Raw genomic sequence first — 26,212 nt, forward strand, 5'->3', positions numbered from 1 at the left:
GGGCAGCTCCACCGCGCCGTGAGGCGCAGCACAGCAAGGCAGAAGTACCCCGATCGGGCTCGAGGAAGAGACCACGCATGCCAACCGCACCAGCACCCCAGCTCGGCCGTACGTCGACGTCGACGCGGTCTCTTCGCAGCGTTGCGATCGCGTCGATCACCCTCGTGATCGGCGCCGGCCTCGTGGTCGTTCCGGCGACCCCGGAACCTGCTGCGGCGGCGCCCCTCGCTCCTGAGACATTCCTCGTCTCCCCGACCGACCAGGGCAGCTCGACAGAGGCCACGATCACGCCCGACGGCCAGCACGTCGCGTTCACCTCGACCGCGACCGACCTCGTCTCGGGTGACACCAACGGAGTGTCCGACGTCTTCCTCGCCACCGCCCACGGCACGGCCGATCCCTTCGGCAGCAAGCCGATCCTCATCAGCGCACCCGACGCCTCGTTGACGCAGGAGCCGGCCAATGGGCCGAGCTCCGACCCGATCCCGAGTGCCGACGGGCGCTACGTCGCATTCCTGAGCTCCGCGACGAACCTCACCGCCGACGACTACGACAGCCGAGCCTGGATCGACGTCTACGTGCGCGACACGCTGCTCGGCACGACGATCCGTCTCGACGGCGCGAACGGCCAAGCTCTCGGCAACGCGCGCAGCATCGACATGAGCGACGACGGCCGCTACGTCACGTTCATCTCGGATGCCTCGACCATCGTGGACTTCGACCTCAACAACGCGCAGGACGGCTTCATCGCCGATCTCGATGCCAACGGCGACGGCACCCGCGGCGACGTCACGATCACGAGTGCGCTCAGCGGCCTCGCCGTCCACGGCATGAACGACCTCGTGATCAGCGGCAACGGCGAGCACCTCGCCTTCACCGTGCCCTATCCGCTGGACGAGTTCCACGACGGGCTCGGCAACCCGCAGTACCTGTACCGGCGGCTGCGCGTCGAAGGCGGCACGGATGCCGCAGGGGCCCCCCTGCCCGAGAGCAGCCCGAACCTCATCTCCACAGACGGCCGTCACCCCGCGATCAGCGGCAACGGCGAGGTGGTCATCTTCATCTCGGACTACGACTGCAACAGCAGCCCCACGCCGACGCCGACCATCGTCGCTTCCACCTACGACTCGGGCCAGAACTTCCTCATCGGCGTGGGCACGTTCAATGTGGCGTACTCCGTCGGCAACGTCGCTGCTCCCGCGATCTCGGCCGACGGCAGCAGGGCGGCCTGGCAGTCGACCCAGCCCTTGCTATCCGCCGTTCCCCGAGTGGAGCTTGCGCAGCCGGTCATCCGGTGGGCGACCATCGGGTGGAAGGAGGCGAACACAGCTATCGCGTGCAGCGCCACCACCTCAGGGGACGCGCAGGTCCTCGGGACCGGCGAAGCCCCGACGCTGTCGGCATCCGGGCGCACTGCCGCGTTCAGCGGGTCCACCGCCCTGTCGAGCGCACCGGCTGCCGCGATCGCGGTCGACACGCACTCGAACGACGGACTCTCGGTCACGTCGACGCAGGGCGCGCTCAACAACGTCGGCTACATGGCGGTGGCCGACATCTCGAAGATCCCGGTCTCGACGCTGACGGGCTACGCCTCGGCGCTCGCGAACGCGCCGATCTACCGGCTTCCCATCTACCGCCTGCCGATCTACCGGCTCCCCATCTACCGGCTCCCCATCTACCGCCTGATGGTGGACAGCTCGCCGATCTACCGCCTGCCGATCTATCGCCTCCCGATCTACCGCCTCCCGATCTACCGGCTCGACATCCCGGGCGGATGGCCGCAGGTCCTGGCCGACACCCCGTTCGCGGGCGACATCGCCCAGAGCACGACCCTCGCCGCGGTGCTGACGTGGGCAGCGGACGCCCGCACGCGCGTTCCGGCTGCGTCGGCCGCAGAGGTCGCAGCCGCCGCTCGCATCCAGGGGCTGTCGCTCGACGACCTCGACCTCAGCAACAGCGGCGTCGACTCGCTGTCGCTCGCGTCGATGGTGCTCGGCGCGGCGAAGCTCGCCGACATCCAGATCGCCGGCACCGGCACGAACACGGAGCGCTGGCAGCACGTGCTCGATGCCCAGGGAATAGCCCTGCAGGTCGACGGCACGACGGTGCTCGCCGAGGCGGATGCCGCGGGGCTCGACATCGGTCACTCGGGCGTCGAGGGCGCGATCCTGCGCAACCTGCCGATCGCCGACACCCTCTTCGACACGATCCCGATGCGCTCCGCGCAGAGCTCCCTGTTTCTCACCGACACGCCACTGGGCGACCTCGACGTCGCGACGCTCGATCTCGCGACGCAGGCGGCGCTCTTCGGATCCACCAAGACCGGCACTCTCGCAGCGAACCAGGCCGCCCTGCTCGACAGTGCGACCGTGGCCGACCTCGCCCAGGGCGCTCCGGGCGATCTGACCCTGGGCACCCTGCTGTTCTCACTGCTCGACAGCGGAAGCTACCCCTGGGAGCAGATCTCCCCGGCCGCCATCGACCCGAGCGCGACGGTCAGGGCAGCGGGCGGCTATGGCTGCGACGGTCAGAAGCGCTGCGGGGTCAGCGCGCAGTTCACCTTCACCTTCGACGCCGGGCCAGGCCAGCCGAATGCGTTCGCCGCCCCGACGGCATCGGTGAGCCTCCCCGCAGGAACCGTCCCGATCGAGAACAACGCCTACATCGCCAATGCCTCCGGTCCCGTGATGAGCCTGGATCGCGTCGCCTACCAGGGTCCGATCCAGCTCGACGGCAATCTGGTGCGCTTCCCGCTCGCAGATGCCGCCGGCGGGACCTCGATCGAGTTCGAGATCGCCTACACGACCTCGACGCAGCCGGGGCAGTCGTCGGCGACGGGCGCTCTCACGAGCGGCGATCTCACGGCGTCCCTGCGGATGAACGCCTACTACACCGATGACCGCAGCCTCGACAATCGGGCGAACAACCGCGACAGCCAGGGATGGGTGGATGGCGAGTTCGAGCGCGAGCCGCTGCAGGACGGACGCATCTATTACGAGACTCTCGCCGCGGAGCCCAGCACCTACACCGACAATGGCCCGATTCTGGGTGCCGTGATCGATGAGGACTACTTCCTGGTCAACGCCCCGCTCCCCGGCAAGCGGCTCATCATCTCGACGAATGCGACCGACGGGCAGCTCGCGCTCGCGCTGTTCGCGACGTCCGACGCCGATGCCCCGCTCGTCACGGGGGCATCGACTCCGGTCCCAGGCACCGCCGTCACGGAGCAGACCGGTGATGCCGGCGCACCTGCGGAAACCGGCGCCGACGCCGCTGCGCCCTTCGCCGGCCACACGCTGGTCGACCAGGCGGTCGTGGGCGGTGGCGGAACGGCGCAGCTCGAAGCGGCCTCGACGGATGCCGCGCCGAACGAGGAGCTGCTGCTGCGCGTGACGAGCGGCGACGGCAGCGGGAGCACGGCGCTCTACTCGCTCCGCGCACACTACGTCGATGAGCCCGCCGAGTCGGTGTGCCCGGCTTGGACGTCCACCTACGTGCCCGCTCCCGTCGATGAGGGCGATCCGGCCGATGTCGCGGCGATCGGGTCGATCRACGGCGTGACCGCCACCACGAACACGCTCTACCTGTTCGATCAGCTGCGCTTCGGCCAGACCCACGGCGGAAAGGCCGCGCGGGCCGTGCGCGCTGCGCTGGCGACACTGAACGGCCACGGCAGCGTCGGCACGCAGACGATCGACGGGACCACCGTCGGCTCGCCGAGCGTCCAAGGCGCCGTGCTCTCGGTCGACGCGGACCCCGGAGTGCAGGCCGCTCGCAGGACGCTCGACGCGAACCCCTGCTCGATGTCGGCCCGCCGCGCCCTCACCGCCGCGGTCAACTCCTTCGTGTCGGCGCAACTCGGCGACCATCGTGCGCAGATCACCTCGATCGTGATCGTGGGCGGCGACGACATCCTCCCGCTCGCGCCCGTCGCGCAGCAGACCGGGCAGTTCAACGAGGCCAGCCACGCGGCATCCCTCCGCCGCACGACCGCGCCCGACGGGTCAACGTGCCCCGACCCGGCCAAGCTCTCGCCGGGAGCCGCCGATGTCTGCGCGACACCGCTCTCGTCCGCCGCGGCGACGAACCACATCCTCACGGACGACCCCTACGGGCTCGCGAACGCGTACGAGTCCCTCGGTGGGCACCTGTACGTGCCGACGGTCGGCGTGGGCCGTCTCGTCGACTCCCCCACGCAGATCCTCGCGACGATCCATCGCTTCGTCGACGCGAACGGCGTGCTCAAGGCCGATTCGGCCCTCACCGGTGGTTACGGGGCATGGGCAGAGCTGCCGGGCCTGGTCGCCCAGAACCTCACGTGGCGCTCGCTGACCGCGAACACGACGCTCGGCAGCGCGAATGCCGACAAGACCTGGAGCAAGGCCGATGCCGTGGGCTCCCTCTTCCCCGCGACGGGCAAGACCGCGGGCGTGGTGTCGATCAACACGCACGCCGACGAGACCCAGCTGCTCCCCGGCGTCCTGGGCGCCGACGCCGGGCGGTTCGCAGACGGCGACCTGCTGCACGCCGGCAACTACACCGCCTCGCCCCAGCTCGACGGATCCCTGCTCTTCATGATCGGCTGCCACGCGGGCAACAACCTGCCGACCGCCTACTACGGCGACGTCGCCGACTGGGCTGACGTGTTCTCGCAGGCCGGCGGCTTCGTCGGCAACACCGGCTACGGGCTCGCCAACAACGTGACGACGGCGCTCGGCGAACGCCTGCTGTCGCTCTACTCCAACTGGATCGGCGTCGAAGCAGCCGGCCGGCCGGTGTCGGCCGCCGGCGCCCTCACCTACGCGAAGCAGTCCTACCTCGGCGGACTCGGGCTCTACTCGGGCTACGACGAGAAGGCGCTCATGGAGGCGGTGTACTACGGCCTCCCGATGTACACGTTCGCGACGCCGACCAAGGCGCAGCCGCTCCCGCAGATCCCCGCGCTCACCAAGGTCGCCGGGCCCTCGGAGGGGCTGCTCTCGGCGAGCCTCACCCTGACCCCGTCGTTCGAGAAGAAGACGGTGAAGGATGCCGCGGGCAAGGACGTCGCGTATCTCGCGGCCGCCGCGAACTCGGCCCCCACCGCCGTGCAGGACTCGCTCGCAGTCCCCGGGCAGCCGATCCTGCCGAGGGTCGTTTCGCGCCTCGACCCGGCACTGATGCCCGCCGGAATGGTGCCGCGCGGCGCGCTCATCAAGGAGCTGACCTCCACGGTGACCGACATCACGGTGCCTGCCTTCGCCGAGGCGACGATCGGAGTGACGCAGCCGTCACCTGCGCGCAGCGACGTCGCCTTCCCGTCGACGTTCGCGAACGTCACACGGCAGGGCACCCCGACCGGCCCGGTCGACCTGCTCGTCGTCACGCCGGGGCGCGTGGATGCCCCGGCCGGCGGAAAGGGGGTCGTGGAGAAGTTCGACACGATGGACCTCGAGGTCGTCTACGGCCCCGCGACGTCGACGGACACGACAGCTCCGGGCTTCCGGGCCGTTGTGACCCCGCTCCCCGGCGCCAGGACCTTCAGCGTGTTCACCGACGCCGACGTCACATCAGTGCGGCTGCTCGTCCAGCCGATCGGCAGCGCGGGCAGCACCCCCTGGGCCTCGTATCAGATGTCCAAGCCGGGCACCGCGTGGGTCGTTGATATCGACATCACCGGCCCGGTCCGCTGGATCGTGCAGGCCGTCGACGCGGCCGGCCATGTCGGGATCGACACCGGGCGCGGCCGGCTGCCCACCGCTGGCCTGTCCGCTCCGCGGCTGGGCGCCCCGGGCGATGCCGTCTCGGTCGCCCTCGGCGACCGGGTGGTGCGGTCGGTCGTCGTCAACGCGAACAGCACGGACGGTCTCGACGGATCTTTCGCGATCATCGATGCAGCCGGCAACGCGGTCGCCTCCGGAGCGGCAGAGATCACCCAGGACTCTGCGCACGTCGTGCATGTCGTCCTCGATCATGTCACGACGATCCCTGGTGCCTTCAGTGCCGCCGTCACCGTGTGTCGACTGCAGCTGTGCGAGTCGACCTCGTTCCCGCTCGAGGTGACCGTCGCCAACACCCCACCCACCGCGACCGTCGAGCTCACCAGCAGCGCGGCCGCGGTCTGGCCCGATTCGACCCTCACGGCCACCGCGGTCGGCGCGGACGCGGATGGGGATGCCGTGACCCTGGCGTACGCCTGGACCCGCAACGGCGTCCCGATCGACAACGGCGCTGCCGTCCTCGCCCTCTCCGGGATCGCGCAGCCGGGTGACGTCATCGGCGTGACAGTGACACCGGCGGACGCGCGCGGCGGCGGGCACCCGGCATCCGCCACCGTCCTGGTGAAGGAGCCGCCCGCACAGCCCACGGGACCGCACATCACGGCGACCGCGACGGCCGGCGGCGGCGCCTACGTGGCGGGCACGTGGAGTCGCACGCCGGTGACGGTGACGTTCTCGTGCACATCCGGGGCGATGGTCGTCGAGTGTCCCGCCTCCGTGACCATCGCGAACACGGACGACGACGGCGAGGTCGTGCTCGGCGAGATGCAGGACAGCCTGCACCGCACCGCCCAGGCGCAGGTCGTCGTGCTCGCAGACGGGACGGCCCCGTCCCTCGCGCCTACCGTCACCCCGAACCCGGTGCCGTTCGGCGGCAGCGCGTCGGCCGAGGCGCACGCGGCCGATGACGGATCCGGCCTCGCCGCGCAGTCCTGCGACAGCCCGGTGACAAGCGTGCCGGGGAACTTCACCGTGGAGTGCCGGGCGACCGATGTCGCCGGCAACCTGGGCACCGCCTCCGCCAGGTTCACCGTCCAGGCTCCCACGCCTCCGACGATCTCAGCGAGCGCCACCACCGCCGGCGGCCAGCCGTACGTCGAAGGCACCTCGAGCGGTTCAGCCGTCACGGTGACGTTCACCTGCACGGCACCCACGCCGCTCAAGGCCGCCTGCCCCGCCCCGCGGACGGTCTCGGACGACACGCCAGCGGCCGGCGTCACGGTGACCGGGTCGATCGAGGATCTGTTCGGACAGTCGGCGTCCGCCTCGCTCGTGGTCAGGATTGCGCACCTGTGCCTCGCCAACCTCGATCGCAAGGCCCTGGCCCCCGTCAACGCCGACGGGTCGAGCGTCTTCGGGCGCTCGTCGGGGGTGCCGGTGGTGTTCAGCGCATGCGACGCTGCGGGCAAGCCGATCGGCACGAAGGACTTCGTCAAGAGCGTGACGCCGCTCTCGAGCACGCCACTGCCCAGCCAGGCGGGCGTGAACGAGCAGAAGTACCCGCCGTCGGCGAACTTCGCGTTCAACAAGGCGACGGGAATCTGGACCGGCTACATCCAGGCGTCGAAACTGACCCCCGGCAGGCAGTACGTCTACCGGGTGCTGCTCCGCGACGGCACGTCCTTCACGCTGACATTCGGAGTGCGCTGACGACACCACGCGACCCATAGCGGTGCGCGCTCCTTCGTGAGATTCTTCTCATCTGGGGCACGTTCTCAATCGGCATGCCCTTCCGGCTCGCTCGTGGAGGAGGGGGTCCGCTGAGCACTCGCACGCAGCCGCGCCGTACCGCCGCAGCCGCCGTCGCATCACTGATCGTCGTCGGCTTGGTCTCGGTCGCGCCGCCCGTGCCAGTCTCGGCTGCCGCCTCGGGCATCCCCGCGCCGGCCGGGGCGGAGACGTTCCAGGTATCCCAGAGCGCGGGCGGATCCTCGACCGAGCCGTTCCTGACGTCCGACGGTCAGCGAGTCATCTTCACCTCCACCGCCACCGATCTCGTCCCCGGCGACACCAACGGGGTCGCGGACGTGTTCGAGTCGGTCGCAGCACCCGAACCCGCTGTCCCGTTCTCGGGAGCGGCAGCGCGCGTGAGCCTCCCCGATGGCGGGCCGGGCGCCGGACAGGCGAACGGGCCCAGCGGCGAAGGCGTCGCCAACGCGGATGGACGCTATGTCGTGTTCTCGAGCACCGCGACCAACCTCGTCGCGGCGGGCGGCACCGCGCGCCGCAAGAGCGTCTACGTGCGCGACACCCTGCTGGGCAGGACCTTCCGGGTGCAGGGCGCCGCCGAGCCCGACGGCACGTCCTACGACCCCGACATCAGCGACGACGGTCACCTCGTCGTCTTCACCTCGGACGCGACGAACCTCTCGAGCGGCGACACGAACGCGGCGCCCGACGCCTTCCTCGCCAACCTCGACGCGAACGGCGACGGGGTCTTCGGCGACATCCAGCTCACCCGCTTCATGAGCGAGCTCTCGGTGCCCGGCGGCACCGAGCAGGCGCGGATCAGCGGGAACGGCGGCGAGATCGTCTTCGTCGCCCACCAGAACGCCCTCGACCCGAGGAATCCCGCCACTGTGACGAGCGGCGATTTCGTGTATCGCGGGAACATCGTCGCCGTCAGCACCTTCGCGGACCTCATCGCCTCGAACTCCCACGATCCGAGCATCGATGCCACGGGCGACACCGTCGCCTACATCGACGACCAGGTGTGCGATGGCCTGCCGGCGGTCATCGCGGCGACGTTCGATGCGGCCTACTACTACGCCGCCGTCGGCACCGACAGCACCGACCCGCGGGTCGGCTTCACGGCCGACCCGGTGATCTCCGCCGACKGGAGCCACGTCGCCTGGACCACGACCGTACCGCCCTACGACTTCAACGCCCCCGCGGTGGCTCTGCCCGAACCCGTCATCCGCTACGAGGAAGTGCTGTGGACGGACTCCCGGACAACGCTCGCGTGCCACGGCCAGGCGCGGCCCTACTCCGACATCGTCGAGGGCACGCAGGCGTCACTCTCGGCATCCGGACGAACCGTCGCCTACGCCGCAGCGGCGCCCGCGCCCAGCTCGATCTTCGCAATGGACACGCACTCGAACACCGGGCTGTCGGTCTCCAACACGCAGGGCTCGCTCGGCACCCCCGGCTTCATGACGCGGATCGACATCGGATCCATTCCGCTCACCTCGCTGCGCGGCTATTCCGCCGCGATCGCGAACGCGCCCATCTACCGCCTGCCCATCTATCGGCTGCCGATCTACCGGCTCCCCATCTACCGGCTCCCGATCTACCGGCTGCTCCTGACGAACTCGCCGATCTACCGACTGCCGATCTACCGTCTCCCCATCTACCGGCTGCCGATCTACCGGCTCGATCTCCCCGGCGGGTGGGATCAGGTGCTCGCGGACACGCCGTACGCCGGCGAGCTCGTGCAGACGGTGACGCTCGACGTGGTGCTCGCCTGGGCCGAGCAGACCCTCGCGGACGCGTCTGCCCAGGAACCCCAGCGCGCCGCCGCCCTGCTCATCCAGAGCCTGACCCTCGAGGACTTCCACCTCGACGGCAGCGGGCTCGACGCCCTCACCCTCGCCTCACTCGTGCTGGGGAACGCATCGCTCGCTCAAGTGCCCATCGCCGGCACGGCATCGACTCCGCTCGAGCGCTGGCAGGCCCTCCTGGAGGGGCAGGGGATCGACCTCACGATCGACGACACGTTCGCCCTCGCGGATCTCGACGCGGCCGGTCTCGACATCCAGCGCTCCGGTGTCGATGCCGTCCCCCTGAACACGCTTCCTGCGCAGGACACCCTCCTCTCCGAACTCCGGATGAAGGACCTGTTCCTCGCAGGCACGCCCCTGGGCGCGATCGACGCGTCGGCGCTCACGCTCGCGTCGCGCGACATACTGTTCGGCTACCCCGCGACCGGCCCGATCTCGACCCTCCCCTTCCTGCCGGACGCGACACCGGCCGATCTGGCTGCCGGAGCGCCGGACTCCGTGACCGTCGGCATCCTCCTCATGTCGATGCTCGATGCGCCGAGCTACCCCTGGGAGCAGATCGCGGCGAGCTCGTTCGACCCGAACCTCGCCGAGGCGGGGACGGATTCGACCGGCTGCGACCTCATCCTGCGCTGCGGACAGGTCGCCATCTTCCGGTACACCTTCGACCCCGGCCCCGGTGAGGCCACGACCTTCGCCGCTCCGACCGCGACCCTGACGTCACCCGACGGCACCTCGCCGTACCTGCAGTATCTGTGGGGCTCCGGGCCCGACCGGTCGATCCTCGAAGACCGGCCGCAGTCCGGCGGCGCCAGGGTCGAGGGCGCGCGCGCCGAATTCGCCTTGCCCGACACCGCGGGCGGCACCGTGCTGGCGATCCGGGCGTACTTCACGGTGACGACGAGCCCGGGTGCGCCGAAGGCGACCGGAACTCTGACGAGCGGCGCGCTCACGGATTCGGACACGATGACGGGCGACGCTCCCGTGCCGACCTTCGACGACCCGGACCACAACCTGGTCAACGGGGTCTGGCAGAACGGCGATCCGGGCGTGCTGCTGGACAGCCAGATCACCTACGAGTGGGTCGCACCGCAGTACCGGCAGCTGAACGACGAGGGCCAGATCATCCAGGGGCCGGCACAGGACGAGGACTACTACCTCGTGAATCCGCCGCCGCCCGGCAAGCGCCTGATCGTCTCGACGAACGCCACCGACGGCCAGATCTCGCTGTCGCTCTACTCCCAGGGCGCGGGACAGTCGGCGCTCGGCGTGCAGGACGCCGGTGTCGTGCCGGGGACGCCCGCCACCGAGCAGAGCGGTCCGGGCGGGCAGCCGGCCGAGTCGGGTGCCGACGCCGGAGTCGAGGTCCCCGGCCAGACGCTGGTCGACCAGGCCGTCGGCGGCGGAGACGGCACCGCGCGGGTGGAGGCGGCATCGATGGATGCCGCAGCCGGCCAGCCTCTGCTTGTGCGGGTGACGAGCGGCAACGGCCGACCCAGCGCCGCGCTCTACTCGCTGCGCGTGCAGTACCTCGACGAACCCGGCGAGACCGCGTGCAGCGCCTACGTGCCCGCCTTCGACACCGACATCACCGCCACCGGCGCCAGCGACCCGGTGACCGGGGCCACGAACACCGTCTACCTCTTCGACACCCGGCGCTTCACCCAGACCTACGGCGAGGCGGCGACCGTCCGGGTGCGCGCAGCCCTCCTCGGCCTGACGAACACCGGCCACGTCGGCACGGGCACGGTCCAGGGCGCCGTGCTGTCCGTCGATGAAGACGCCGCCGTGCGCGCGGCGCGCGCGGCACTGGATGCGAACCCGTGCTCGATGCAGGCGCGCCGCACGCTCACCGCCGCGATCAACGCCTTCGTGTCGGCTGAGCTGGGCGCCGCACGCAGTCAGATCTCCTCGATCGTGATCGTGGGCGGCGACGACATCATTCCGCTCGCACCGGTGCCGCAGCACACCTCGCAGTTCACCGAGACGAGCCACGCGGCCGACCTGCGCCTCGCCGCGCCGCTGGCAGGCGGCTCCTGCCCGGCCACGCTCAGCGGCGTGGATCCCTGCGCGACGCCGCTCTCCGCGGCGGCCGCGGCATCCGAGATCCTGACCGACGACCCCTACGGACTCGCGCAGGCCTACCAGTCGCTCGGCGGCTACCTCTATGTGCCGACGGTCGCACTCGGCCGGCTCGTGGACGGCCCCGACCAGATCGTGCGCACCGTCGACCGGTTCGTCGCCGCCGGCGGACAGCTCGAAGGCAGCTCGACACTGACCGGCGGCTACGGAGCGTGGGCGGAGCTCCCTGCCGAGGTGAGCGCCGCGCTGGCCTGGCGCTCCGCGGTGAACCGAACCCTCGGAACGGGTCCGGTCGGCGGAGAGCTCGGCAGCGACGGCGTGTGGAACGCCGGCAACCTCACCAACGGCCTCTTCCCCGCCTCGGGCGCGAGCGCGGCCGTAGTGTCGGTCAACACGCACGCCGACGAGACGCGCATGCTCCCGGGTGTGCTCGGTGCAGAATCGGGCCGCTTCTCCGACTCCGACCTCCTCCTCGCCGCGGGCCACGAGCAGGCCCCTCAACTGGCGGGGAGTCTCATCTTCGGGATCGGCTGTCACGCCGGCAACAACCTCCCCACGGCCTACTACGGCGACACCACCGACTGGGTCGACGTCTTCTCCGACGCCGGCGGCTACGTGGGCAACACCGGCTACGGCCTCGCCAACAACGTCACGACCGCCCTCGGCGAGCGCCTGCTCGCCCTCTACGCCGACTGGATCGGCGTCTCGGTGCACTTGGCGGCGGGTGACGTCCCGGTCTCGGCGGCCGGCGCGCTCACCTACGCGAAGCAGTCCTACCTCGGCGGGCTCGGGCTGTATTCGGGATACGACGAGAAGGCGCTCATGGAGGCCGTCTATTACGGCCTGCCGATGTACACCTTCAAGGGCGCGACGAAGGCCGCACCGCTGCCGGACACCCCCAGCCTCACCGTGACCACGGCCGACGGGCTGACCTCGGCAGGGCTGAGCTTCACCCCGTCGTTCGAGACGATGACGGCGACGAACTCGGCCGGGCAGACGGTGTCCTACCTGACGGCCAACGGCCAGGCGCCGGCAGCGGTCGCCGGTGAGCCCGTCCTCGCTCGTATCTTGACGCCGCTGCCGGGCGTGCCCGGCGACCTCGTGCCCCGCGGAGCGATCCTCACCGCCCTCACCTCGGCGTTCGACGACCAGACGCATGCCGCCATCGCCGAGCCCGGCGTCGGCGTGCCCGAGACAACCGCGACCCGCACCGATCTCGCGTTCCCCTCGACGTTCGCCACCATCACGAGGCAGCAGACCCCTGCCGGGACGGTGCACAACCTGGTCGTGACGCCATCGCGCGTGGAGGTGGGCGCCGGCGGGCAGTCGAGGGTGGAGCGATTCACCGCCTTCGACACCCGCGTCGTCTACGGCCCAGCCGGGTCGACCGACACGACGGGTCCGGTCATCGACGCGCTGAAGGTGCCAGGGCTGGGGCAGGGCGAGATGGCGATCACGGCGTCGGATCCCAGCGGCGTCGCCGCCGTCGTCCTGCTCGTCCAACGGCAGGACGAGACTCGAGGCGTCTGGGCCCGGGCCGCCGTGAAACCGCCGGTCGCCGGCGGCACCGACCCGGATCTGTGGGTGGCGACCGTGCCGGATGTCGCCTTCCGGTGGATCCTGCAGGTCGTCGACGGAGCGGGCAACGTCACGACCGACACCGCACGAGGACATCTGGATGTCGCAAACGCACCGGCGCCCACGCTCGGCGATCCCGGACCCGACGTCACGATCGCAGCAGGCGAGCGGCTCCTGCGAGCGGTGCCGGTCACCGTCGCGGTCGCCGACGCCGCGCTGACGGCATCCGTCCCCCTCACCACCGCCCGGGGCCTGACCGCGTCCGTCCAGGTGACCGCCGCCGACGGCGGCGTCGTCACGTCGCCCGCCGCGGTCGAGACGGGCCCGGACGGCGCCACCACGCGGGCCCTCATCGATCAGACCTTCACCCGCCCAGGGCACTTCACCGTGACCTTGGCGGTCTGCCGCGCGGACGCCTGCACCCGCACGTCGTTCGCCGTGGACGTGCCTGCGCCGAACGCTCCCCCCGCCGTCCACGTCTCGCTCTCGCCGAGCGATTCCCCCGCCCAGCCGACGAGCACCCTCATGGCGATCGCGACGCCCTCCGACCCCGAGAACGACCCGGTCGCGCTCGCCTACGCGTGGACCCGCAACGGCGTGAGCATCCCCGACCAGACGGCGGCGACGCTCGCCCTCGACGGGATCGCCCAGCCGGGCGACGTCATTGCGGTGACGGTCACCCCGTCAGACGCGCGCGGCACGGGGCACGCGGCATCCGCCGATCTGCTCGTGCGCGCGACGCCGACGCCGCCGCCGCTCCCGACGATCACCGCCGTCGCGGAGACGAGCCCGGGGGTCGCCTACGCCGAGGGCACGTGGAGCACGACTGCGGTGACGGTGACGTTCACCTGCACGAACTCAGCGCCCCTCGTGGGCGTGTGCCCCGCCGCCGTGCCGGTCGATCAGGACACCATCAGCACCGGTCGTGAGGTGACCGGCACGGTCACCGACCTGCTCGGCCGCAGCGCCACCGCCACCGTCGTCGTCAAGTACGACGGCCATGGGCCGACGCTCGATCCCCGCGTGACGCCCGCGACGGTCGAGGTCGGGGCACCCGCCCCCACGGCAGAGGCGAGGGCGACGGATGCCTCGTCCGGCGTCGCCTCGGAATCCTGCGCGGTGCCGCAGACGACGACGGCGGGCCCGGCATCCGTCCTCTGCGAAGCGACCGACGTCGCCGGCAACCGCAGCACCGCCCCCGCGAACTACACCGTGCACGAGCCCCTGACCGCTTGCGGCGGGGTGGACGACCGAGTCGCTCTGGCCCCGCTCAACGCGGACGGGTCGAGCGTGTTCCGGAGCTCGTCCGGCGTGCCGGTGGTCTTCCGCGCCTGCGACGCCGACGGCGTGCCGATCGGGACGAGGCGATTCGTGCAGAGCACGACCCTCGTGGCCGCCGCGGCTCTGTCGCCCTCGGCGCGGGTGAATGAGCTCTGGTACCCGCCGGTGGGCGCCGGTTTCAGTTACGCCAAGTCGGCGCAGCTGTGGACCGGGCACATCCAGACCCTCAAGCTCGCGAGCGGGAAGGAGTACACCTACCGGGTCCTGCTCGCCGACGGCACCGCATTCACCGTCACCTTCGGGGTGCGTTGAGGGCTGATGGATGACGCGACCCGCGCGGAGCTCGCAGCGCTGAGACTGCGGGCCTACGGCCCGGACGCCGACATCGCGGCCGACCCGGCGGCGGTGGAGCGGCTCATCGAGCTCGAGGCCCGCGCCCTCGAGGACCAGCACGTGATGGTGGACTCCGCACGGGCGCTGGCGCCGGTCGCGCAGGACAACGCCGCCGACGAATGGCCGCGAGGCGCGATCGGCCATCCGCCGACCGACCCGGACGGGCTGGCGCAGGACCCGGACGGGCTCGCACGGGACGACCCGCGGTCGCCTCGTGCGGGCGTCCCGGCGTCGCCCGACCCCGGCAGAGCCGGTGGACCCCGGCGCCGCACGATCGCGGTCGGCATCGCCGCGGTGATCGCGGTGGGGATCGCCGTCGCGGTCGGCACCGTGGTCGCCCCCGTCGTCGCGCCCGAGCGCGGGGCGGCCCCCACCCCGACCACCGTGATGCCGCCCGAGGCCTACGGATTCCTGCGCGATCCGACCGCCCGCACGCTGTACGAGATCCCGCTCGATCGCGCGCTCGGGCCTGGGTCGGAGACCCCCGATGAGGAGACTCCCGAGATGCCGTCCAGCGGGAAGGTCGAGTGGGTCGCGAACGTCGGCTCGTTCTACGGGTGGGAGCTGTGGATCGCCGGGGCGGCCGGAGCGCTTCAGCCGGAGCACTGCATCCTCCTCACCCGTGGCTCCCGGAGCGAAGGACGGTGCTCGCCGTCGACGCTGCGTTCGCAGAGCACCCTCGTCATCGACCTCGACTACGAGGACATCGCCGCCGGCGCCCAGCCTCTCGCGATGACGCGGGGCCAGCGCATCGGATTCTGGTGGCTGGAGGACGACGCGATCACCGTGCTGATGGGCGCACGGCTCGAGACCCGCTGACGCCGAGGGCCGCGGCATCCGCCACTACGATGGGCCGGTGGTCCCGACCGAGAACCTGCTCGCCTTCATGGTCGCCGCGCTCGTGCTGATCGTGATTCCGGGCCCGAGCGTGCTGTTCACCATCGGACGGGCGCTCGCGCTCGGCCGGATCGGCGGGCTGCTGAGCGTGCTCGGCAACGCGCTCGGGCTGCTGCCGATCATCCTCGCCGTCGCACTGGGGGTCGGCGGGATCGTGGCGCGCTCGGTGGTGCTCTTCACGATCGTGAAGGTCGCCGGGTCGCTGTACCTGATGTTCCTCGGCGTGCAGGCGATCCGGCATCGCCACCGCGCTGCCGAGGCGGCCACTGCGGCCACGCTGCCGCGCTCGCACTGGCGTCAGCTCGGCGAGGGGTTCGTCGTCGGCATCACCAACCCGAAGACGATCGCGTTCTTCGTCGCGGTGCTGCCCCAGTTCGTCGACCTGGACGCGGGCGCCGTGCCGCTGCAGATGATCGAACTCGGCCTGGTGTTCTTCGTGGTCGCGCTGATCTCGGACGGCGCGTKGGCCCTCGCCGCCGCCGGCGCACGGCAGTGGTTCGGGCGGTCGCCGAAGCGCATCGCGGCGCTGTCCGCCACCGGCGGCGGCCTCATGATCGGGCTCGGCGGCATCCTGCTGCTCACCGGCCAGAAGCACTGAGCCGCAGCGCTGGGACCACACAGACTTCGCAGATGTAGGCGAAGCTCGCAGAAATCCGGCTGATTCGTGCGCTGTCGGCGCGATCTTGCGAAGTCTGTGAAGACGCGCGCGGAGGCGCGGATGCCGCAGCCGCGGGTCAGTCCAGGAAGATGTCGGGGAACAGCCCCGAGTCGGGCGTGCCCGGGGTGGCGGCGTACCCCGAGAAGTCGGTGATCCCGGCCGCCTCCAGCACGTCTTCGACGATGAGGGTCTGCCCGGTATAGGTGCGGGCGGGCTGGATCAGGACCTCGTACGCCGCATCAGCGTAGATCTCCGGCGTGCGGCTGACCTTCATCATGCGGTCACCGCCGAGCGCGAACTGCACGGCCGCGGTGGCGATGGTGGTCCGCGGCCACAGCGTGTTGGCGGCAATGCCGTCGCCGGCGAACTCCGCTGCCAGGCCGAGCGTGACCATCGTCATCCCGTACTTGGCGAGCGTGTACCCGGTGTGCGCGCCGAGCCACTTCGGCGAGAGGTTGAGCGGCGGCGACAGCGACAGGATGTGCGGGTTCGCGCTCTCGCGCAGGATCGGCACGGCCGCGCGCGAGAGCAGGAACGTGCCGCGCACGTTGACGTCCTGCATGAGGTCGTACTTCTTCGCCTGCAGGTCGAGCGAGCGCGAGAGGTCGATGACGCTCGCGTTGTTGACGACGATGTCGATGCCGCCGAACTCCCCCTCGGTCTTGAGCACCGCCTCGGTGATGTCGTCGTCGTTGCGCACGTCCCCGACGATCGGCAGCGCGTTGCCGCCGGCCGCCCGGATCTGCTCGGCGGCGGAGTGCACCGTGCCCTCGAGCTTCGGGTGAGGGGTGTCGGTCTTCGCGAGCAGCGCGATGTTCGCGCCATCCCTGGCCGCCCGCAGGGCGATCGCGAGCCCGATGCCCCGGCTGCCGCCGGACATCAGGATGGTCTTGCCGGCGAGGGTCATCGCGTCTCCTTCATGGGGCCCGCGGTCACCCGCGAGCCGATACGAACTTTTCGAGCCGATACGTCGCCGACGGTGGGAACCGTATCGGCTCGTGGGGAACGTATCGGTTGGACAGTGATCATCGGGCGGATTTCGCGGATGCCGCGGCGAAGGCCGCCACTCGGATCTTCGCCTCGTCGGTGTCGAAGCGCGCGCCGATCGACGCCGCCTCGTCGTCGAGGTTCTCGGCGAACGTGCGATCGGCGCCGGTGCGGACGAGCCGCTTGGCCTGTCCGAACGCCGCGGTGGCGCCGGTGAGCCAGAACCGGGCGATCTCCTCCGCACGTGCGGCGATCTCGCCGACCGGAAGCACCTCGGCCACGAGCCCCCAGTCCAGCGCCTCGGCGGCCGTGAGGGAGCGGTCCTGCAGCAGCAGCTGGAGGGCGCGGCGCTGGCCGATGGCCGCCGGCAGCAGGGTGGAGACGCCGAGGTCGGGCGTCAGGCCGATGTTGGCGTACTTGCTGACGAACCGCGCCCCCTCCGCCGCGACGATGTAGTCGGCCGTGAGCATGAGGCCGAGTCCCCCGCCCGCGACGGCGCCCTGCACGGCCGCGACGATCGGCTTGTCGGAGCGGACGAAGGTGCGGATGCCGTCGTGGATCACGTGCGCGGCCGCGGTGACGTCGGCACCGGTGGCGCCGGAGGTGCCCATGGCGAGGACGTCTCCGCCGGCGCAGAACGCCGGGCCTGCGGCATCCAGGATCACCGCTCCGATCGAGTCATCGGTGGTGATCTCGTGCGCGACGTCGCGCCAGCGCCCGCCCATCTCGAAGTCCATCGCATTGAGCGAGGCCGGGCGGTTGAAGGTGACGCGCGCCAGTCCGTCTGCGACGGTGACGAGGATCGACTCGGTCATGGCTGCTCCTGCTGCTCGGGGTGCGATGCGTGCGTGCGGGTCATTTCGGCGCCATCCGGATCGCGCCGTCGAGTCGGATCGTCTCGCCGTTGAGGTAGCCGTTGTCGACGATCGCCATGACGAGGCGCGCGTATTCGTCGGGGCGGCCGAGGCGCTGCGGGTACGGCACCTGGGCGCCGAGCGAATCCTGGGCGGCCTGCGGCAGCCCCATGAGCATCGGCGTCTCCATGATGCCCGGGGCGATCGTGAGGACACGGATGCCGTAGCGCGCGAGCTCACGGGCGATGGGCAGGGTCATGGCGTGCACACCGCCCTTGCTCGCGGAGTACGCGGGCTGGCCGATCTGGCCATCGAAGGCGGCGACGCTCGCGGTGTTCACGATGACGCCGCGTTCGCCGTCCTCCGTGGCCTCGGTGCGGGCCATGACCGCGGAGGCCTGGCCGATGACGTTGTAGGTGCCGACCAGGTTGACCCGGATGATCTTCTCGAACCCGGCGAGGGGCGACGGACTGCCGTCGCGGTCGAGCACCTTGGCGGGTGGCGCGATGCCCGCGCAGTTGACGACGACGCGGAGCGGTCCCGCCGCCGCGGCAGTCTCGACGGCGGCCGCGACCTGGTCCGGATCGGTGACGTCTGCGGGAGCGAAGGAGCCGCCCAGCTCGGTCGCGATGTCGGCACCTGCCGAGGTCGGCAGGTCGACGATCGTGACGGCGGCGCCGGCTGCGGCCAGGCGCCGGGCGGTGGCCAGGCCGAGACCGCTCGCGCCGCCGGTGACGAGCGCGGATGCGCCGGTGAGGTCCATGGTTCTCCTTCGAACAGGTGGGGGCCGGGCAGCTGCCCCGTGACATCGCATCCCACCATACGCGGGACGGAGTGTCAGGACGGTCCGCCGGGACGCCTCCGGCGGGCAAGGGCGTGCACCAACTCAGGCTAATCGTTCGAGCACTTCGGCGAGAGGTGCGGATTCACGCCGGTCTCGGCATCCGTCTCCCGTATCCAGGCTGAATTGCGGCACACTGGATCGGCGGCGCCTCACCTACTACCGGGAGCTCTGGAACGCGACATGACCGATCGAACGGACATCACCGGCACGGTCACTGACATCGACGGCCACCCCAATCTCGTGCTGACCCGCACGTTCGCCGCGCGCCCCGTCGTGGTGTGGCGCGCGCTCACCGAGTCCGAGCAGCTGGAGAAGTGGATCGGCGGGTGGGAGGGCGACCCGACCACCGGGCAGATCATGTTCTTCATGACCGCCGAGGCCGACGACCCGGTGCCCGTGGAGTACACGATCCTGGAGTGCGACCCGCCGCGACGGTTCGTGGGCGACACTGCGCCGGAGGCCGGCGCGTGGCACCTGTGGTTCGAACTCGTCCCGCGGGGGGATTCCACCCTGCTGATCTTCGGGCAGCGCCTGAACCCCGGCGAGGACGTCGGCTCGATCGGCCCAGGCTGGGAGTACTACCTCGACCGGCTGATGGCCGTGCACCAGGGACGCGACCCGCGCGCCGTGGCCTGGGACGACTATTACCCCGCCATGGAGCCGGCCTACGAGCGCCTGGTCGCGGGCGGCTGATCCCTGCGGTCAGCCAGCGGGCCCGAGGATGAAGTTCCAGGTGCCGGCGAGCACCGCGGCGGTCACGGCGATCGCCGAGATCGCGGCGCCGATCGCCATGAGCACCCACTCGCGGCCGCCGAAATGCGATTCCCGCGCCCAGGTGCGGGGGCCGGGAGCCCCGAATCCGCGCGCCTCCATGGTGGTGGCGAGCTTCGAGCCGCGGCGAATCGAAAGCACCAGCAGCGCGAACGCCATGCCGAGGAAGCGTCGGATGCGCCCCCGGTCGGCGACGCCGCGGGCACGCCGCGCGAGCTCGAGCGCCCGCCAGTCGTCGACGAACAGCCCGACCATCCGCAAGCCGGCGAGCGCGCCCAGCACGAACCGTGCGGGCAGGCGCAGCACCTGGCCTAGCCCGTCGGCGAGATCCGTCGGGTCGACCGTGACGAACAGCACCACCGAGGGGAGGGCGATCGCCAGCACCCGGAAGAAGGTCGCGGCGGCGAGGGAGAGCGACCCCTCGCTGATCCGGACGACGAACCAGTCCACGTAGACCGTGCCGGACGTCTCGCCGTACAGCGCGATCGTGAGCGCCGTGAGCGGCGCGGCGAGCCAGACCGGCCAGGTGCGCCCCCAGAACTCCCGCCAGCCGAGCCCCGCGAACGGGAACAGCAGGCACTCCAGCGCGAGCGCCACCGCCGCCGAGACCCAGTCCAGGGTCAGGATCAGCGGCAGCGCGATCAGCGCGCTCGCGCCGAGCTTGGCGACCGGGTTGATCCGCGCGACCATCCCCGTGCGCGCCCGAGATTCGAGGAGGGTCATGCGGATGCCTCGTCCCCGGCGAGGACGAACTCTTCCGCGTGCAGCGCACGCACGACCTCGAGGTCGTGCGTGATCGCGACGATCGCGGTGCGCTCCTCGGCATCCGCTCCGTCGCGCAGGCGGGCAAGCAGCGCCACGAGCTCCGCCMAGGTGCGGGCGTCCTGGCCGTAGGTCGGCTCGTCGAGCACGAGCACGCGCGGGCGCGTGGCCAAGGCCGCGGCCACGGTGAGCCGGCGCTTCTCGCCGCCCGACAGGGTGAAGGGGTTCGCGAGGGCGAGCTTGTCGAGCCGCAGCCGCACGAGGAGCTCGTCCACCCGGGCGCGGCTCGCGGCGTCGTCCAGGCCGAGCGCCCGCGGGCCGACCTCCAGCTCCTCACGGACGGTGCGGGCGAGCAGCTGATGCTCCGGCTCCTGGAAGACCGTGCCGATGCGCGTGAGCAGCTGACGGGAGGTCCAGCGGATCGGCGAACTGCCGATCCCTCCGGCGAGCTCCGGCGTCGCGACGAGCGTCGTGCTCGCGGGCGCGGTCCGGCCGGTGGGAGCGCCGCCCGGCGGGATCAGACCGGCGAGGGTGAGCCCGAGCGTCGATTTCCCCGCGCCGTTCGGGCCGGTGATCGCGAGCACGCCTCCGGCGCGCACATCGAGGTCGATCCCGGCGGCCACCGTGGTGCCGCGCACCCGCTCCACCGTCAGCCCTCGTGCCGACAGCAGCGCCGCCCCCGGCGCGCGACCAGGCGGGGCGGGAACGGCAGGGCCGTGACCAGGGACCCACACGCCGCGCTCGGCGAGCCGGGCGCCTTCGCGGCCGAGCACGGCGGAGGGCGAGCCGTCCGCGACGACGCCCGCCTCGGCATCCAGCACGATCACCCTGGTGACGACCGGCAGCCAGACGTCGACCCGATGCTCGACCACGACCAGCGTCGAGGCCTGCGCGTCCAGGAGCGCCCCGACCGACGCGACCACCTCGCCGACGCCCTGCGGATCGAGATTGGCGGTGGGTTCGTCCAGAAGCAAGATGCCTGGGCGCATCGCCAGCGCGCCCGCCAGGGCGAGCCGCTGCTTCTGGCCGCCGGAGAGCGCCTTGGTGGGGCGATCCAGCGGCACCTCGAGTCCGACGGCGTCCAGCGCCGCCCGCACGCGCGGCCAGATCTCGGCCCGCGGGATGCCGAGGTTCTCGCACCCGAACGCGACGTCATCGCCGACCCGGGCGAGTACGACCTGGGCATCCGGGTCCTGCAGCACCAGCCCGGCCCGACCACGCGCGGCCGCGGCCGGCTCGCCGTCGATGAGGAGGGCTCCCTCGGACTCGCCTTCGTCGTCGCCGCCGAGCACACCCGCGAGGCCGTGCAGCAGCGTCGACTTGCCCGATCCCGACGCGCCGAGCAGCAGCACCCGCTCTCCTGGTTCGATGCGGAAGGAGAGATCCCGCAGCGCCCAGGCGCGCCGGCTCGCGTGCCGCCAGCCCCAGCCGCGCGCCTCGACCGCGGCGGGAGCGACGGCGAGCGAATCGCCGGTCACGCTAGACGCGCGCGCGGACGGCCCGGCCGGAGGCGAAGCGGTCGAGCGCCCCGGTCCTGGCGAGTCCGCGCACCAGCACCCACGGCAGGGCGCCGGCGATGAGCGCACCCGAGATCGCGGTGCTCACGAGGTAGACGATCGTGAAGGCGAGGTCGGCCCCGGAGTACCACAGCACGAGGTTGTTGATCCCGCCCGCCAGCGCCGCGCCGATGCCGGCGAGGACCGCGACCGGCAGGGTCCAGACCCGGTAGCGGAAGGCGAGGAAGATCAGCTCGGCGCCGAGACCCTGGATGAGCCCCGCTTCGAGGGTGAGGAACCCGCCCCACACGTTGCCGATCAGCGCCGAGACGACCGCGGCGAGCACTTCGGTGTAGACGGCTGCACCGGGCTTGCGGATGATGAGGGCACCCAGCACTCCGGCGAACAGCCACGGGCCATCGAGCAGCCCCTGCAGGCCGGGGAGCAGCGACGACAGCAGGGCGCTCGGGCCGAGGTATCCGATATTCCAGAAGAGGAAGATCAGGCCCGAAGCGACGCCGATGACACTGGCGACGACGATGTCGACGATCCGCCATTGCAGGCGCGATCCGACCGGTGCGGGGACCGTGGCGGCGGACGCAGACGCGTTCATAGTTCTCCTTCCTGCGCTGGCATGACCCAGATCAGGTTCGACGGTCGAAGCTTGGTCGCTTCCTCTCAGCCCGGCACACCGGACTCCCGTGGTTATGGCGATGAGTATACCGCCGCCGCGGCACGGTACCTTAGGCGAGTGAACCCCCCCGACGCCGCGCCGCCGTCGCGCCGTGCGCTCCGCGGGCAGACGGGTACGGTCGTCCTCGACGACCCACTGCCGGCGCCGGAAGCGATACCACTGAAGGATTCGACGATGACGTCGACGAAGGTCACGAAGGTGAAGGACGCGCCTCCCGCGCGGGTCGCGTTCGGGTGGCTGGACGAGCAGTCCCTGCTGCTCGCGCCGGGCCCGGCGGCGGATCTCACCGCGGCCACGAGCCCGGTCATTCCGGTCGAGCCCGACCTGCTCGGCCGCGCGCCGCGCAGGTCTCCATTCCGTGCCGGCGTGCTCGTCCCGATCGCGGTCATCGCGATGCTCCTCAGCGCCTACTCCATCACCACCCTGCTGTGGCCACTGACCGCCGTCGCCCCCACGATCGCGGCGGTCCAGGTCGACTCCATCCCAGCCCCCGCCGCCGCACCCGCGTGGCCTGCGCAAGGATCAGGGGCGGTCTCGGTCGCCGGCATCGACGGCGTCCTGGCCTCCACGACCGACACCGACTCCATCGCGAGCATCACGAAGGTGGTCACGGCCCTCCTCGTGCTCGACCGGCTGCCGCTCGGGCTCGGCGAGCAGGGCCCGGAGTATCACTTCACCTCGGCGGACCGCAGCCGCTACTACGGCTACCTGTCGCGGGGCGAGTCGGCGCTGAACGTACCGGTCGGCGGCTCGCTGACCGAGTACCAGATGCTCGAGGGCATGCTCATCGGCTCGGCGAACAACTATGCCGACCGCCTCGCCGGCGACATCTGGTCGACGGATGCCGTCTTCGCCAGCGCCGCCCGCGCGTGGATGGATGCGCACGGGGTGCCGGGACTCACCATCGTCGAGCCGACCGGCTTCAACTCCCGCAACGTCGGCAGTGCTGCGGCGCTGATCCCGCTGGCGCAGAAGGCCCTCGCGAACCCCGTGATCGCCGAGATCGTCGCGAAGACCTCGACCGAGCTGCCCGGCGCGGGACACGTGGAGAACACCAACAAGCTCCTCGCCGACCCTGGCGTGATCGGCGTCAAGACGGGGTCACTCGATCAGTTCAACCTCCTCGCCGCGAAGGACGTGACGGTCGGCACGACGCCGGTGCGCCTCTACGCCGACGTCCTCGGCCAGCCCGACGACGACGCCCGCTTCGAGGCCACCCGCGCTCTCTTCGCGCAGCTCGAGGCCGACCTGCAGACCGAGCCGTCGGTCACCCAGGGAACGATCGTGGGCGTCGTCGACACCGTCTGGGGCGAGCACGCGGATGTCGTGACGGATGCCGATGCCGCGGTCGTGCTGTGGAACAGCGGGGCCGGCGCGGTGTCGAGCACCTTCGACCTGGGCGAGAAGCGCGACAAGCGCGACGTCGTCGGCTCGGTCACCGTGACCGGGCCGCTCGACAGCAGCACGGTGGGCGCCCAGCTGGCGTCGGACATCAAGCCCCCCACCGCCTGGTGGCGACTCACCCACCCGTTGGAGCTCTTCGGCCTGGCCGGCTGAACGCGCGAGGTCGCGGCATCCGTCCTCAGACGAACCGGACCGCCTGCTGCAGGCGGGTGCGCACGTCGAACAGCTCGTTGCCGCCGAGGGCGCGCGCGCCGGTGAGTCCACGACGCAGCACCGTGGACAGGGCACTGCGGGAGACGACCGCAACGGGCGTGCCCTTCAGTCGGCCGAGCTCCTGGATCGGCCCGAGCAGGTCCTCGTCGGGCAGCACCACGATCGCCCCACTGAAGCGCACCCCGGTGCCGCGGGCCATCGCCCGGATCGCGTTGAGCAGCCCGGTGATGGGCGGTCCGGGCATCGGCGCCCCGACCAGCTCGCTGCGGCGCACCCGCACCGGGCCGCCGAAGTCCTCGGACAGCACGCCGTACAGACCGCTCGGGCCCAGCACGATGTGATCGAGCTTCGCCTCCGGATTCGGGCCGCTCGAGACGTCGTGCCACACGGTGTAGCCCATGCCCAGGTCGGCGACGATCCCCGCGGTCGCCTCTTCGGCGAGTGCATCGGCGAGCAGGCGACGCAGGTGCTGCGGCGCGGAGCGGACGAGCACGGGATCGTACGGATCGGGCAGGGCGACGCCTCGGCCCACCCACTCCCGCATCAGGTCGAGGTAGCGCTCGCGGCGCCACCCGCCCGGCTGGCCGTACGAGCGGGCGCGCGGGCGGGTGTCGGCGGGGGCCGACGGCGGACGCCAGGTTGGGGCATCGGGAGCGAAGGACGGGGCGGCGTGCGCACCGAACCCGTGACCTCGGTCGTACGCGGCACGCGCCTCGGGTGTTCCGACGAGCTCCCAGGCGCGCTGCACCTGGATGAACACGGCCGCGTCGCCGCCGGTGTCGGGGTGCGTCTGGCGCATCCGCAGGCGGTACGCCTTGCGCAGCGCGTCCTCATCGATAGCCGGATCGACCTCGAGCACCTCGTAGGCCGACGCGGACAGTGGGGAATCGAACATCAGGAAGCCGCCTCGTCCGCGCCTGATTCGGCAGGCGGCGGCTGCGTCACGCCCACAGCGGGATCGCGGGGACGTATGCGAAGGCGGATGCCGCGGTGTCCGGTGCCAGTTCGCCGATGGTCGCCGGCTGCCAGTGCGGCGACCGGTCCTTGTCGACGAGCTGGGCGCGAATCCCCTCGACGAGGTCGGGGTGGCTCGTGACGAACCACATCACCAGGCCGTACTCCTGCGCGAGGGCGGCGCGGAGGTCGGGGAGCTCGCGGGCGCGGCGGACCGCCGCGAGCGTCACCGCGAGGCCCGTGGGCGAGAGCGTGTCGAGCAGATCGGCGGTGGCGGATGCCTCGGCCTCCGGCCGCGCGCGGAGCCGCTCGATGATCTCAGCCACCGTCGGGGCGGCGAACGCGTCGTCGATCCAGGGCCGTGCGGCCTGCAGCGCGGACGGCCCAGGCGTCTCGTCGAAGAGCAGCACCAGCTCGCCCGGTCCGGTGGGGTCGGCGCGGGTCTCCAGGGCGTCGCGCAGCCCCTCGAGGTTCTGGGACGGGACGAGCGTGTCCGCGAAGCCGGCGTAGATCGCGTCCGCGGCATCCATCGTCCCGCCGGTGAGCCCGAGGTACTCGCCGAGCCGCCCGGGCGCTCGACCCAGCAGCCAGGTGCCGCCGACGTCGGGGCAGAACCCGATGCGGGTCTCGGGCATGGCGAGCTTCGACCGCTCGGTCACCACCCGCAGCGATGCGTGGCCGGCGAGGCCGATGCCGCCGCCCATCGTGATGCCGTCCGCGAGGGCGACGATGGGCTTGCGGTACTCCGCGATGCGGGCGTTCACGGCGTACTCGGCGCGGAAGAACCGCGCGGCTCCTTCAGGATCGCCCGAGCCGATCTGATCGTAGAGATCCCGCACGTCGCCGCCGGCGCAGAACCCGCGGTCGCCCGCGCCGTCGAGCAGCACGACGTCGACGTCGGTATCGTCGTCCCAGGCATCGAGCACCGCGCCGATGGCCTGGATCATGCCGAGATCGAGAGCGTTGATGGCCCGAGGGCGATCAAGAGTCAGCCGACCGAGCCCGCCTGCCGCCCGGGCGAGGATGCGTTGTTCGGCTTCGGGCGCGGTGTCGGTCACGATCGCAACGTTACCGCGCGGCGGATC

14 protein-coding genes and 1 riboswitch are annotated in these 26,212 nt (G+C 71.4%); of the genes, 6 read left to right on the forward strand and 8 right to left on the reverse strand.

Going from position 1 to position 26,212, the window contains the following annotated elements; all coding sequences use genetic code 11:
• Positions 1-77 precede the first annotated feature (77 nt).
• From ACXJ3V_RS06495 to ACXJ3V_RS06510, 4 genes are all read left to right on the forward strand, one after another.
• Positions 78-7,409 carry a hypothetical protein gene (locus tag ACXJ3V_RS06495; protein WP_457099461.1) on the forward strand — a complete coding sequence of 2,444 codons (7,332 nt, stop codon included), beginning with the start codon at positions 78-80 and terminating at the stop codon, positions 7,407-7,409.
• A 176-nt stretch (positions 7,410-7,585) separates the two neighbouring features.
• A complete protein-coding gene (locus tag ACXJ3V_RS06500; RefSeq protein ID WP_457099462.1) occupies positions 7,586-14,512 on the forward strand; it encodes a hypothetical protein in 6,927 nt (2,308 codons plus the stop codon).
• Between the two features lie 6 nt (positions 14,513-14,518).
• Positions 14,519-15,412 (forward strand): hypothetical protein, encoded by an 894-nt coding sequence (locus tag ACXJ3V_RS06505; RefSeq protein WP_457099463.1) that lies wholly within the window; start codon positions 14,519-14,521, stop codon positions 15,410-15,412.
• A 37-nt stretch (positions 15,413-15,449) separates the two neighbouring features.
• Positions 15,450-16,088, forward strand: coding sequence for a LysE family translocator (locus ACXJ3V_RS06510; RefSeq protein ID WP_457099464.1), 639 nt, complete (start codon positions 15,450-15,452; stop codon positions 16,086-16,088).
• Between the two features lie 136 nt (positions 16,089-16,224).
• Here the strand turns inward: ACXJ3V_RS06510 and ACXJ3V_RS06515 are convergent, their stop codons facing one another.
• From ACXJ3V_RS06515 to ACXJ3V_RS06525, 3 genes are all read right to left on the reverse strand, one after another.
• Positions 16,225-17,055: an SDR family oxidoreductase gene (locus tag ACXJ3V_RS06515; protein ID WP_457099465.1), complete on the reverse strand. Its 831-nt coding sequence runs from the start codon at positions 17,053-17,055 to the stop codon at positions 16,225-16,227.
• A gap of 118 nt (positions 17,056-17,173) precedes the next feature.
• Positions 17,174-17,950: an enoyl-CoA hydratase/isomerase family protein gene (locus tag ACXJ3V_RS06520; protein WP_457099466.1), complete on the reverse strand. Its 777-nt coding sequence runs from the start codon at positions 17,948-17,950 to the stop codon at positions 17,174-17,176.
• Positions 17,951-17,990: 40 nt separating this feature from the next.
• Positions 17,991-18,752, reverse strand: coding sequence for an SDR family NAD(P)-dependent oxidoreductase (locus tag ACXJ3V_RS06525; protein WP_457099467.1), 762 nt, complete (start codon positions 18,750-18,752; stop codon positions 17,991-17,993).
• A gap of 261 nt (positions 18,753-19,013) precedes the next feature.
• Between ACXJ3V_RS06525 and ACXJ3V_RS06530 the strand changes: the two genes are divergently transcribed.
• Entirely contained in the window at positions 19,014-19,526 is a 513-nt protein-coding gene (locus ACXJ3V_RS06530; RefSeq protein WP_457099468.1) for an SRPBCC domain-containing protein, read from the forward strand.
• Between the two features lie 9 nt (positions 19,527-19,535).
• Here the strand turns inward: ACXJ3V_RS06530 and ACXJ3V_RS06535 are convergent, their stop codons facing one another.
• The 3 genes from ACXJ3V_RS06535 to ACXJ3V_RS06545 all read right to left on the reverse strand — a co-directional run bounded on the left by ACXJ3V_RS06535 (position 19,536) and on the right by ACXJ3V_RS06545 (position 22,475).
• On the reverse strand, positions 19,536-20,327 hold the full coding sequence (locus tag ACXJ3V_RS06535; protein WP_457099469.1) for an energy-coupling factor transporter transmembrane component T family protein: 792 nt from the start codon (positions 20,325-20,327) through the stop codon (positions 19,536-19,538).
• Positions 20,324-21,844, reverse strand: coding sequence for an ABC transporter ATP-binding protein (locus ACXJ3V_RS06540; protein WP_457099470.1), 1,521 nt, complete (start codon positions 21,842-21,844; stop codon positions 20,324-20,326). Before ACXJ3V_RS06540 ends, ACXJ3V_RS06535 begins: the two co-directional genes overlap by 4 nt.
• A 1-nt stretch (position 21,845) precedes the next feature.
• Complete coding sequence (locus ACXJ3V_RS06545) at positions 21,846-22,475, reverse strand: ECF transporter S component (RefSeq protein ID WP_457099471.1); 630 nt, start codon at positions 22,473-22,475, stop codon at positions 21,846-21,848.
• Positions 22,467-22,575: riboswitch (TPP riboswitch) on the reverse strand. It overlaps the preceding gene by 9 nt.
• A gap of 155 nt (positions 22,576-22,730) precedes the next feature.
• On the opposite strand from ACXJ3V_RS06545, the gene ACXJ3V_RS06550 reads away from it, so the two are divergent.
• Entirely contained in the window at positions 22,731-24,113 is a 1,383-nt protein-coding gene (locus ACXJ3V_RS06550) for a D-alanyl-D-alanine carboxypeptidase family protein (protein WP_457099472.1), read from the forward strand.
• Between the two features lie 25 nt (positions 24,114-24,138).
• Here the strand turns inward: ACXJ3V_RS06550 and ACXJ3V_RS06555 are convergent, their stop codons facing one another.
• Positions 24,139-25,068 carry a J domain-containing protein gene (locus tag ACXJ3V_RS06555; RefSeq protein ID WP_457099473.1) on the reverse strand — a complete coding sequence of 310 codons (930 nt, stop codon included), beginning with the start codon at positions 25,066-25,068 and terminating at the stop codon, positions 24,139-24,141.
• A gap of 46 nt (positions 25,069-25,114) precedes the next feature.
• A complete protein-coding gene (locus ACXJ3V_RS06560; protein ID WP_457099474.1) occupies positions 25,115-26,185 on the reverse strand; it encodes an enoyl-CoA hydratase/isomerase family protein in 1,071 nt (356 codons plus the stop codon).
• Positions 26,186-26,212: the final 27 nt, after the last annotated feature.

Source organism: Microbacterium sp. P5_E9, from assembly GCF_054049175.1.